Origin of the sequence: Sporosarcina limicola, assembly GCF_014873855.1 — a bacterium.
In the GTDB taxonomy this organism is placed as follows: Bacteria; Bacillota; Bacilli; order Bacillales_A; family Planococcaceae; genus Sporosarcina; species Sporosarcina limicola.
In genome coordinates this window covers 198284-209709 of the sequence record NZ_JADBEL010000003.1, presented here as the reverse complement: position 1 = coordinate 209709, position 11426 = coordinate 198284, and the positions used below count along the sequence as shown (strand labels likewise).

14 protein-coding genes and 2 pseudogenes are annotated in these 11426 nt (G+C 41.8%); 3 read left to right on the top strand and 13 right to left on the bottom strand.

The genetic code is table 11. The features are described from left to right. Positions 1-16: 16 nt before the first annotated feature. Both H4683_RS04740 and H4683_RS04735 read right to left on the bottom strand, forming a co-directional pair. Positions 17-1330 carry a D-arabinono-1,4-lactone oxidase gene (locus tag H4683_RS04740; RefSeq protein ID WP_225941874.1) on the bottom strand — a complete coding sequence of 438 codons (1314 nt, stop codon included), beginning with the start codon at positions 1328-1330 and terminating at the stop codon, positions 17-19. Further along, the gene (locus H4683_RS04735) at positions 1327-2499 is read right to left on the bottom strand and encodes an alanine racemase (RefSeq protein ID WP_192597678.1); all 1173 of its coding nucleotides are present in this window, start codon (positions 2497-2499) and stop codon (positions 1327-1329) included. The genes H4683_RS04740 and H4683_RS04735 overlap by 4 nt, the downstream gene beginning before the upstream one ends. Before the next feature lie 272 nt (positions 2500-2771). On the opposite strand from H4683_RS04735, the gene H4683_RS04730 reads away from it, so the two are divergent. Beyond that, on the top strand, positions 2772-3026 hold the full coding sequence (locus tag H4683_RS04730) for a GlsB/YeaQ/YmgE family stress response membrane protein (protein ID WP_192597677.1): 255 nt from the start codon (positions 2772-2774) through the stop codon (positions 3024-3026). A gap of 50 nt (positions 3027-3076) precedes the next feature. Here H4683_RS04730 and H4683_RS04725 read toward each other — a convergent pair whose 3' ends face one another. The 5 genes from H4683_RS04725 to H4683_RS04705 form a co-directional block, all read right to left on the bottom strand. Further along, positions 3077-3748: a lytic transglycosylase domain-containing protein gene (locus tag H4683_RS04725; protein WP_192597676.1), complete on the bottom strand. Its 672-nt coding sequence runs from the start codon at positions 3746-3748 to the stop codon at positions 3077-3079. A 37-nt stretch (positions 3749-3785) separates the two neighbouring features. Beyond that, positions 3786-4379 (bottom strand): SCO family protein, encoded by a 594-nt coding sequence (locus H4683_RS04720; RefSeq protein ID WP_192597675.1) that lies wholly within the window; start codon positions 4377-4379, stop codon positions 3786-3788. Positions 4380-4487: 108 nt separating this feature from the next. Next, positions 4488-4616, bottom strand: a complete 129-nt coding sequence (locus H4683_RS04715; protein WP_192597674.1) for a YvrJ family protein — start codon at positions 4614-4616, stop codon at positions 4488-4490. Between the two features lie 78 nt (positions 4617-4694). After that, positions 4695-4913, bottom strand: coding sequence for a DUF2922 domain-containing protein (locus H4683_RS04710; protein WP_192597673.1), 219 nt, complete (start codon positions 4911-4913; stop codon positions 4695-4697). A gap of 22 nt (positions 4914-4935) precedes the next feature. Beyond that, complete coding sequence (locus H4683_RS04705) at positions 4936-5154, bottom strand: DUF1659 domain-containing protein (RefSeq protein ID WP_192597672.1); 219 nt, start codon at positions 5152-5154, stop codon at positions 4936-4938. Positions 5155-5290: 136 nt separating this feature from the next. On the opposite strand from H4683_RS04705, the gene H4683_RS04700 reads away from it, so the two are divergent. After that, positions 5291-5698, top strand: coding sequence for a DUF2621 family protein (locus H4683_RS04700; protein WP_192597726.1), 408 nt, complete (start codon positions 5291-5293; stop codon positions 5696-5698). Between the two features lie 55 nt (positions 5699-5753). Here the strand turns inward: H4683_RS04700 and H4683_RS04695 are convergent. Beyond that, positions 5754-5885 (bottom strand): annotated as a pseudogene (locus H4683_RS04695) (CcdC protein domain-containing protein); the annotation flags it as partial. Here H4683_RS04695 and H4683_RS04690 point away from each other — a divergent pair. Then, positions 5880-6050: pseudogene (locus H4683_RS04690) on the top strand (DUF2621 family protein); the annotation flags it as partial. The pseudogenes H4683_RS04695 and H4683_RS04690 overlap by 6 nt on opposite strands. A 55-nt stretch (positions 6051-6105) precedes the next feature. Here H4683_RS04690 and H4683_RS04685 read toward each other — a convergent pair. The 5 genes from H4683_RS04685 to H4683_RS04665 all read right to left on the bottom strand — a co-directional run bounded on the left by H4683_RS04685 (position 6106) and on the right by H4683_RS04665 (position 11378). Then, complete coding sequence (locus H4683_RS04685) at positions 6106-6630, bottom strand: CcdC family protein (protein WP_192597671.1); 525 nt, start codon at positions 6628-6630, stop codon at positions 6106-6108. Next, positions 6623-6952, bottom strand: coding sequence for a thioredoxin family protein (locus H4683_RS04680; protein WP_192597670.1), 330 nt, complete (start codon positions 6950-6952; stop codon positions 6623-6625). Before H4683_RS04680 ends, H4683_RS04685 begins: the two co-directional genes overlap by 8 nt. 20 nt (positions 6953-6972) lie before the next feature. Continuing rightward, the gene (locus tag H4683_RS04675) at positions 6973-7683 is read right to left on the bottom strand and encodes a cytochrome c biogenesis CcdA family protein (RefSeq protein ID WP_192597669.1); all 711 of its coding nucleotides are present in this window, start codon (positions 7681-7683) and stop codon (positions 6973-6975) included. 150 nt (positions 7684-7833) lie between these two features. Continuing rightward, positions 7834-9624, bottom strand: a complete 1791-nt coding sequence (locus H4683_RS04670) for an ABC transporter ATP-binding protein (protein ID WP_192597668.1) — start codon at positions 9622-9624, stop codon at positions 7834-7836. Continuing rightward, on the bottom strand, positions 9624-11378 hold the full coding sequence (locus H4683_RS04665; protein WP_192597667.1) for an ABC transporter ATP-binding protein: 1755 nt from the start codon (positions 11376-11378) through the stop codon (positions 9624-9626). Before H4683_RS04665 ends, H4683_RS04670 begins: the two co-directional genes overlap by 1 nt. Between the last annotated feature and the right edge of the window lie 48 nt (positions 11379-11426).

Below are 11426 nucleotides of genomic sequence, written 5' to 3'. Positions count from 1 at the left end.
TGTTTCATTTCACCGCTCAAGGAAGGAAAAGTTGTTTCATATACTGGCTCATGAAGATACCGTTCGGATCATATTTTTCTCTGATTTTTAAAAAACGGTCCACGTTAGGATAACTAGTAGTCAATTTTTCATTTGTCAAATCGTTCAATTTTCCGAAATGCGGCCGCCCGTTATATTTCTCCATCAGCTTATGAACCCATTTAAAATAAGGTCCGTCATCCATTCCTTTATACATATGGAATGCAAGAAATGCCGTTTCCACCCCTTGCGTTGGACTGAGGAAAGCGTCTTCGCCAGCAGTAACCCGACATTCAATCGGAAAATGAACATAAAATGGATGTGCACGTAGGAATTCATGAATTTCCATGATACATGTTTCAAACGCATGCAATGGGATAGCGTATTCGGTTTCTGTAAATTTGACTAATCGAGGCGATGAGAAAACTTCATAATACAAGCCTTCTTTTGAACCATTAGGTACATTTTTTGCGGAAAAGTTGGTCAGCTTTCGGGAAAGTTTAGGTTTTACCCTACAAAGTTCAGAAAGCGCTTTGAACCCGACTGTTTCGATAATGCCGTTTTTCACAAAATTCTTCGTCTTCGATTGAAATCGTTGTTTAGCCAAGGGGATGGTGTTAGTCTCTTTTACTTGAACTGTATTTGTTCCAGGGAAGTAAAACCATTCCATATGTCGATTAGTGTGAATACCTGATGTCCAGGCGGTGAGTGCTTCGTCAAATCCACTACGGGTACTTTTCACTCGTAGGCTGTAGAGCGGTACCGTTCGAAGTGTTACATCGACAAGGACTCCGAGCATTCCTAAGGATAAACTAAGCGCTTTTGATAAATCATCATTTGCTCGTCGGTGGTGTCTTACTTGCCCCTTACCATCAATCCATGTCCAAGCGATAACTTGGTCTGACAGCGAGCCAAATGTAATTCCCGTTCCATGTGTCCCTGTACTGACTGCTCCTGCAATTGTTTGTTCTTGAATGTCGCCCATATTTTCAAAAGCCATGTCAATCGATGCAAGGATTCTCGCCGCCTCATGTAGATATGTGCCTGCCCAAATCCGTGCTTCCATCGCTTCAGAATTATACGAAATAAGCCCACGCAAATTATCTAACGACATGGCGTCATGGTCCGGACTTGCAACCGGACTGAATGAATGTGCGGCACCTGTCACACGGAGAGATGCGCCTCGTATCCGGCAACTGTCGATGGTATCCTGTATATCGCTGACGCTTTCCGGGTAATGGAAATAATCCGGCTGTGCAATTACGTTTTGCGCCCAGTTACTCCATTTCATCCCCTTTATCGGAATGCTCATAAAAAACATCCCCCTTCTCCCCTGTATGTTTTATATGTCCCTTCATATACAGACCCACGCCTGGCGTGAAGCTCTGAAAAACGTTCACAAAGTTCTCCCGCTTTTGCATGACGAAAATAGACTGTATCTCCTATTTTAAGAGCCCCTTTTTTATCTAAAAGCGGAGTTTGGACCTCGCCCGCTCCTTCGTTTTTCAAGAGTGACAGGTTTTTTGGCCAGTCAGGTTCCGGATTTTTATCTACACCCGTCGCACCAGATGCAATGTATCCGCCGCCGTGGCAGACGACAACACCTTGTTCTGGTTTTCTTGTGATGCGTAGTGCGAATGCCGTTGCCGGTTCAAGCGGTAAATTACGGTATCTTGAAAATAGCGCTGGAAAATAGAAGGCGGAGCCGATTGTTAGTTCTGTCACTTCTTTTTCATTGGACGTAAAATCGATGCTGCCTGAACCTCCCCCGTTTACGAAGCGAAGTGTCGGCGATTTTTCGTGGATTCGCTCGACGGCACTTTTTCGGAAGTCCCGAACACTTTTACGTGATAACCTCTTCAATTGTTTGATGAGTGGTGATTGCCAATTTGCTACAGGCGAATCTGGCACACCCGCAATTTGTGCTTCATAACCCATAGCCCCAGTGATAACCGTATGTGTAAATGAATTGCCAAATTCCAGCAATTCATTTACACAGTCAATTGTTCGTAATGAAGAGCGTTTTGTTCCGAAATAAATCATTTTAAAATCGGTGGAGACGTTCAAATCGATACAAATTTCAAACACGACGTCATTTCTTTTACCAATGGCGTCTAACCATTCCCATTGTTCAATCCGGTCAATCATGAAGATCACACAACGGCCTTCACGGATATATGGGATAATCCGATCCATTGGTTCTTCTTCGACTTGCGGATAGCCGAGCAATAAATCATCAAATCCTTCTTGGAGAAGGTGAAGCGTTTCCTTGAGATCGAATGTCATCCAACCTGCGTGATTGTTCAATCGTTCCGCTATGTATTGCAGAAGGACTGTCGAGCGCACCGATTTCGTTGCAACCCGAATTCCTTTCCCACCTGACGCTCCATTAACAAATGCGATATTCTGATCGAGTGCATCGAGATCGATACAGGCGAATGGACGAGTAATATGTGCGTATGCTACTTCCGCATTGTTCAAATAAAAGCACCACCTTATTAAAAAGAAGATATACCTGCTTTATTAAGTATATTCTGTTATCCGCAAACTAGCAAAAAATAGTCATTATTCAGTACGTTGAAATAGTTTGCTCGACTGATTCTCCAGTTTAAAATAACTTTGGAGCGTTTACACGTTGCTGATTCCATACTTTTTGGTAATTTTTATTTTGTTGATGTTTAAAGTATTGAATTAAAGGTTATTACAAATACTACAGAGGAAATTATGAAATACTAAAAAGGAGATGAAAAAGTATGGGATTCATTTGGTTTTTAATTATCGGTGGGATTATCGGCTGGCTAGCTGGGTTAATCTTAGGAAAAGATATCCCAGGCGGAGTTATTGGCAATATTATTGCTGGTATTATCGGTGCTTGGATTGGTGGAATGCTTCTTGGTAAATGGGGTCCGCAAATTTCTGACTTCTACATTGTTCCTGCCTTTATTGGGGCAGTCATTCTCGTATTCATTGTGAGCATCATTTTGAAATCAATGCACCGAGCTGCATAATTTCTAGGCAGTAAAAAGATGGACCCCATTCGAACTGGAGGTCCATCTTTTTAGTGTGCAGTTTCCGTTTCAATCCTGTAAGCTTCGAATTCATCGAAAAAACCAAGGACATCTTGAACATACTTTTCACTATGATTGTATTTGAAAATAGCTTTTTCAATATCCCCGTCTGCTGCACCACTTTTCGCAAGGTATTTTGCAGCACTATGCATGGCGTCTTCGAGGTCAAATGGGTCGGCAATGCCATCACCATTTGCATCGACACCATACCCGCCGTATTTTTTAATTACTTCAGGATTCGTTTTGTCATGCTTAGGTATCTTGCCTTTACCTAGCCCACCGCATCCGGGGTAGCTCCAGCCGACAAATGTACAAGGCATGAACTGCATATGTCCTTCTGCTCCTGCGGGTGAAAGAAGTGAATCCATCGTCGAAAACCTAGTCTCGATTCGATGATGTGCGGCAAGCAACGTCCAGGGAATCCCATATGCTTCCGCAGCCTCTTTATAAATTGGAATATAGTCTTCTGGAATCGTTGTACCGCTTTGTTTTTCCTGCATATCTAACAAAGCGTTTGCTGATTTCCGGATAAGTTCTGGGTTTTTCAGCCCTGTCCAAATAATAGCAGTCAAGGTGAATAAGGTGACTGCGACGGGGATGAGAAGGATGATGAGTATAACTTTCATCTTTATAGAAATTCTATTGCTTTGTCGTTTCTTCATGGTGCCCCCCTGTTCGTTCTGGTCTTGCACAATTTAATTATGAACCTACTTTAATAAGCGCTTTCATATCTTTAACAATTTGATCGAAAGGTACGTCATCCTTACCATTGTAAGTTTTGACAACTTGCCCTTCTTGATTGATGAGGCCGAACCTAACTCCATGTACTACTTGGTCGGTATTCGGGTCGTCAATAACAGGTAATTTAAATGACTTCAAAGAAATATCCGCTATTTCTTTTTGTGTATAGCCCGTCAACATTTCCCATTTGCTTTGGTCTGGGATGTTGAATAGGTCGAGGTACCCTTGTAACACTTCTGGTGTGTCTACAGCCGGATCGACACTAAATGATACAATTTTGTAATCTTCAACACCTGCATCAATGAGCTTCTGCTGTAAATCTGTCATGTTGGTCATCATCGGCGGACAAACTGTTGTACAATTCGTGAAAACAAATTGTGCCAGCCAGACGGTTCCTTTTAAATCATTCAATGAAACTTGTTCATCATGCTGATTTGTAAATTCGAACGGCTCAATTTCATACTTATGATCCGCTTTGAATCCACCACCTGAACACGCACTCAAAACAAGTATAACAAGTAAGACATAAGATAGTAAATATTTTTTTTGCATAATTCTCCTCCACCATCAGTTGATAGGTTCATCATATCGGAAGTGATGAACCTAAACAAGCGATGTAGTGAATGGTTTCATGTCAATACAACGACATCTTTGTGAAGTTCATTTCAATTTTAACGACACAAGGACGTCGTGAATCGCAACGAGTTTCGCTTCAAGGCGGTGCAATAGATAAAAAGATACAAAAATCGGAAAGCCAATTTCTTGTACGAGATTTAACCATTGTTCCATACCGTCTCCCCCTTCCCATTGGGTAGATGAAAAAACGGCCTCCAGTCCGAAAGCTGGAAGGCCGGCCGTTACGTATTGTTATCCGTTTACAAGTTCAGCAATATTGCGCTCAACGATACGGGCGCCATGTGCTTCATTTAACGGTAATCCATTTACTTCGAACACGGCAGCACTGATGATTCCCTGCATTGCAGTATTCACCTCTAGCGCCGTCAAGCCAGCCCGTGGATTATCCACCGTCAACATTATTTTCTTGCCGGCTGCTGTACTGAAATTCAATTGTAGTGTTTTCGTCATTTCCTATTCCTCCTTTTTTTGATTAATTGATAATGCTCGATGTTTCTACTTTCTCTGTGCCGATAAAAGTCTGAGCTGATAACTGCGCTAGTTCTTTTAATGCGTTGTATAAGTTATCTGCTCCTGCGTTTTTCGAGATGCCGCGATACGATTTTGACTTACGGATGATTTTTCCATCCTGAGTCAAACCACCATCAAAATAAACCCGACCGATTGCATCTTTAAATTCGATTGTCGCCATGTGTATCACCTCCTTTCACTGCCTATATAGAATGAAAGTGAAGAAAAGGATACATTGTCCGTGTATTTTTTTATAAATGCTCTTATAATGGTGAGTAGAATGGAAGAGGTGATGACGTTTGCAAAATGATCTGTTTATGTGGTTCATCGTGTTCTGGTGTGTCATACTCGTGGTTTTATTCGGAATCGGCGGCTTTTTTATGTTCCGCAAATTCTTAAAAGTATTTCCGAAGGCGGACGGTAAATCGACACTCGACTGGGAGGAGCATTATGTAGAAAGTTCGCTTCATCTCTGGAACGACGAAGCGAAACTACTCCTAAATGAGCTCGTTAGTCCGGTTCCAGAGTTGTTTCGCCCTGTTGCGAAGCAGAAAATTGCTGGGAAGATTGGTCAGATTGCACTTAAGGAGAAGGCGAAGAAAATCGATTCTGGTCTTATTATCCGTGGATATATAGAGGCGACGCCGAAACGTGACCACAAATTCTTACGCAAGAAACTGAAGTCGATGGAGATTGATATGACTCCTTATGAACATCTATTTTGATTAAGAAAAGCATAAGGCGTCTGAAACTGGACAATTAAAAAAGAAGGAATCCACATTACTCGTGGATTCCTTCTTCTTTTTTGATTTTTTTATATTTGATAAGCATGCCAATCCGCCATGGGACAATCATGCCAAATGCGAGAATCCAGAACATCCCACCGAGCTCCCCCACATCGATTGAATTGCTGGGAAGATTGGTCAGATTGCACTTAAGGAGAAGGCGAAGAAAATCGATTCTGGTCTTATTATCCGTGGATATATAGAGGCGACGCCGAAACGTGACCACAAATTCTTACGCAAGAAACTGAAGTCGATGGAGATTGATATGACTCCTTATGAACATCTATTTTGATTAAGAAAAGCATAAGGCGTCTGAAACTGGACAATTAAAAAAGAAGGAATCCACATTACTCGTGGATTCCTTCTTCTTTTTTGATTTTTTTATATTTGATAAGCATGCCAATCCGCCATGGGACAATCATGCCAAATGCGAGAATCCAGAACATCCCACCGAGCTCCCCCACATCGATTGAGTTACTTAAGATAAGCTTCGCAACAAGACGTAAGACAAGTAAACCCAGAAGAATGAACAAAAATGCTTTTGACCGCTTCACATAAATGTCGCCATCTTTTCGTTCGAAATTTGTCGTCTTTATTAAGATGACCGAAAAAATCATTCCAACAGTGGCCGCTTCAAGCACCTGCAGTGGAGGTACCCTGAATTCTTTGAATAAAAACATGAGGGCACCCGAAGACATGAAGAGCGGCGGCAATATGATTCGTTTCGGTGAAATTGGTTTTTTTGCCGCTTTCGTCCGAACGATAAACGCCAGCGTCCCCATAAACAAGAAGAGGATGGTCGAACCGACAATTAAATAAACAGGAGGTACTTTGGTGAAAATGGCTTCAATCAATTCCTCCAGCCTAAACATGTTCAATTCCCCACTCTGTAAGTTCATCCAGACGTCGCTTCAATTCCGCCATCTGTACAAACCGTGCGAATCGGGCATATTCTTTTCCTTCATTAAATAATAAAACAACCGGGGCAGAAAATAACGACAGCTGCCCCGCAATCTCCGGTATTTCCGTAACATTCACTTTATAAAAAGGGAATGGATAATCTGTATCCAACACGTCCACTTGCGGCAACAATCCATCGCAGACCGAGCAATTTTCAGTTTTTACGAACAGCAAGAACCTTTCCTCTTGCTCAACGATGGCATTCCACTCTGTAAAAGTTCCGATTGATTTCATCGGTTTCCCTCCATTTCAACTCAAAATCCTTCGAAATCTCCAAATATTGGACTAAGTAAGCTTGTTAAGTACGTCATGCCGTCAAAGAATAGCAAAATGCCGAATGCAATCATAATATATCCGCCAATTTTCATGATGAGCTGGCTGTTATTTCGAATCCACCCCAATCGTGTAATGAAGAACGACAGAACGAAGAACGGAATTGCGAAACCCAGCACATACATCATCATATAAAGCATCCCGGATCCCGGATTTGCAGCAGCAAGTCCAATGATTGCCCCGATAATAGGCCCCATGCACGGTTGCCAGCCAGCTGAAAATGCAAGTCCAATGAGCGCAGTTCCTAAATAGCCAGCTGGCCTATTCTTAAATTGTAGCCTACGTTCTTTCATTAAAAATGTTGGTGTGAATAAGCCGATTACCATAAGACCGAATAAGACGATGAAAATCGCCCCCAATTGCCTTAATAATTCCTGATATTCTAAAAAGAACTTACCTACAAATGACGTTCCGAACCCGAGACCTACAAAAATAATTGAAAACCCAATCAAAAAGAATAGTGTATGAAGCATTCCACTTCTGCTCATCCGCTTCGAGTCTGATTTCAAATCATCGAGCGACATGCCGGTAATATACGATATAAATGCCGGATATAGCGGTAATACACAGGGTGATATAAAACTTAAGAAGCCTGCGCCAAACGCGATAAAAATATTTAAATCTGTAGCCATTCGTCTCTCCCCTTTAACTTTTCTTCCCCAATCGTATCAAAATTAACGTAAGATTACGCTTAAAATGTCTGTGAACAGTTTATGACATTTCTTTTAACAAATAAAAAACAGCTTGCCATGCCTAGCTAGGGACATATGCAAGCTGTTTTCTTATTCGATTACATCTTCCAAAATACCGTTTTGAAGTAGATACATCTTATGATAGAGCCCTTTTTGTACAATCAACTCTTGGTGTGATCCACGTTCGACGATTTCTCCCTTATGAAGAACGAGAATTAGTTCCGCATCTTGAATTGTGCTCAATCTATGCGCAATCGCAATCGTCGTGCGTCCTTTTCTCATCTTTTCTAAGCTTGCTTGGATTGCCACTTCTGTTTCTGTATCGATGTTTGCTGTTGCTTCATCGAGAACCAGAATTTTGGGATTCGTTGCGACTGTCCTTGCAAAGGCAACCAGTTGCCGTTGACCACTTGAAAATGTCGAACCACGCTCCGTCACTTTTTGTGCATAGCTTGCAGGAAGCTTCTCGATGAATTCATTCGCCTGAACGAACTCAGCTGCCGCCCTCACCTCTTCAGATGACATTCCCTGATCATGCAAGCGGATGTTACTTTCAATGTCTCCGTAAAATAAGAATGGATCCTGTAGGACAAGCCCCGTCTTTTTTCGTAGCTCCGCTTTCGGATAAGCTTTCAGAGAAACCCCGTCAATGAATATATCACCTTTTTCATACTCATAGAAACGCATAAGCAAGTTGATGATTGAACTTTTCCCACTGCCGGTATGACCAACGAGAGCAACTGTTTCTCCTGCCTTCGCAGTGAATGAAATATTTTTCAACACATCCGTTTTCCCATCATACGAAAACGTTACATCGCGGAATTCAATTTCCCCATCTTGAACCTCTGCATGTTCAATCTCCTGCTGTTCTGGTTCCATATCCGAATCATCCATCAATTTGAACACACGCGATGCAGCAACAATCGCCTGTTGGAAAATGGAGAGTCGTTGCATCACTTGTTGAATAGGTTGGAATAAACGACCAATCAACGTTATGAATGCATAGAGCACACCAACTTCAACCGGACTTTCGAGTGACAAGAAACCAAAGTAGCCAAGTACGAAAACAATTGCACCAGCATAGAAAAGATCAATCGCTGGGCCTAATAGAATTCCATCGAATTTGATATTTCGCATGCCCGCTCTATAATGCTTTTCATTAATCGCGCTAAATTCTGCTTCTAATCGATCTTCCTGTCTGAAAGCTTGGACCATTCCCATACCGGATAAGGATTCAGCGATTTTAGCATTCAGTTGACTTAACCGTTCTCGGATATCCTGATAAAAGTCAGCACTGTATTTTCTGTAGATAACAACGATTATCAGAATTAGGGGCAATAATAGTAAGGACATGAATGCCATCTTCACATTGAGTGCAAATAATGCGATATAAACCCCTAGGATGACAAATATCGCTTGCAAGAAGGTAACAATGACACTGACGAACATCTCTTTAATCGCTTCTGTGTCGTTTGTCACACGCGAAACGATGCTACCGGCAGGCGTTTTATCAAAATAGCGCATCCCAAGCCCCTGTACTTTCGAAAAAACATCGATGCGCATTTGCTGGATAATCTTTAACGCAATCCTTTGGAAACGAAGCAGTTGGAAATAAGATACGACTACAATAAACACCTGAATCCCAATAAAAATGAGCGCAATCGTCAGCACTTCATTTTTCGGGAAACGAAGTGGCGTCAAATAATCATCGATGAACAATTGGATTAGCAAAGGACCTGCGATGCTTCCCACTATCGTTAAAATGAGTAGAAGCATTGCAAACGAAATGCTTTTCTTATGAGGGATTGCATAGCATAATAATCGTTTTAGGACCACCCATTGATCTTTTCCCGTCAATTTTGGTTGTTTATCGACCTGCATTATCCCTCACCTCCTTGTTCAACAAGCATTTCTAGTTGCTGTAAATCATACATTTCCTTATATTTACCCGCTAGGTCAATTAACTCTTCATGCGTACCGACCTCGACAATGGTTCCTTCATACATGACAATGATCTTATGTGCATGTTGGATTGCGCTCAATCGATGCGAAGTGATAATGGTCGTTTCACCCGTCCGTGTTTGTTTGAGTGACTCCAAAATCGCTTCTTCCGTTTTGGCGTCTACTGCTGATAAGGAATCATCCAGAATCAACAGTTCGGGTTGCATAATTAATGCGCGAGCGATAGAAACGCGTTGCTTCTGCCCTCCTGATAGCGACACACCACGTTCTCCAACAATTGTGTCATACCCTTCGGTAAACCCTGAAATGTCTTCATGGATATGTGCGAGTGCCGCAGCCTCATGAATTTTCTCTACTGCGATTTTAGGATTGGTAAAAGCAATGTTCTCTGCAAGTGTTGTTGAGAAAAGGAAATGATCTTGCGGTACATACCCAATGGACTCCCTCAAACGTTGCTGCTTATACTGATTGATAGGTTTACCTCCATAAATGATGCTACCTTTATACCCTTCGAATTCACGCAGTAATAATTTCAAGATTGCCGTTTTACCTGAACCTGTTTTCCCGACAATCCCCATTGTTTCTCCACGTTTCAACGTGAAATGAACAGAATGCAAGGCGGCACGGTCATCCCCAGGGAATTTAAATTCATCGATATCAAAATGTAAATCGCCTTCAGGTTTTGCATCGATTGCACCTGGGACGTCCTTAATATCAGGGACCACCGATAGCAATTCCTCAATTCGGCTGTACGATGCATTTCCCCGCTCTACTATATTAAATAAGAAACCGAATGCCAGCATCGGCCAAACAAGAAGACCGAGATATGTACTGAATGCAATCATGTCTCCGATAGACATGTCTCCCGCGATGATGAATTTCGTTCCGAAGAAGAAAGATAGACTATAAGAAATTGCAAAAACACCCGTAATCGTCGGATCGAACAATGCATCTATTTTGGCCACACGCAGGTTTTTGTCGACAACATCATTGGATAAATTCGTGAAATCATGGATGTCTTCCTGTTGTTGACCGAATGTTTTAATCACCTTAATGCCAGATATACTTTCCTGCGTTTTATCATTCAAATTAGAAAATGCTTCTTGAGCAAAGCGAAAACGTTTTTGGAGCAATTTGCCATAATAACTCGTTAGGATAATCATGAGCGGAATAGGGATCAATGCGATTAAGGTCAATTTCCAGTTAATGGTGATAGCCATCACCGCAATGACAAAACCGCCTGTTGCAATCGAATCGACAAGTGTCAAAACGCCCATTCCTGCTGTTTGTTGGACGGCATTGATATCATTCGTCGCATGGGCCATTAAGTCTCCTACCCGTCTTTTCTGATAAAAGGATGGCGACATTCTTGTAAAATGATTAAATAATTTTTCGCGCATTGTCCGAGACAACAGGACAGCTGAACCGAAAATCAACACACGCCAGTAATAACGGGCGATATACATGAGGATACCTGCAACTCCCAAGATAACGAGCCACTTTGTAAGTCCAGTAGACGTCAATTCACCTGCTGTAATGTCATCGACAATCGTTCCAATGATTTTAGGCGGCAATAATTGTAGCAATGACACAATCATGAGCATCGCAATCCCGATACTATATTGTTTTTTCTGTTGTTTAAAAAACCAACCAAGCCGAAATAAAACTTTCATATGACTCCCTCCTAATTTTCCCCTTAACTTGGACCTTTGAATAGTTTA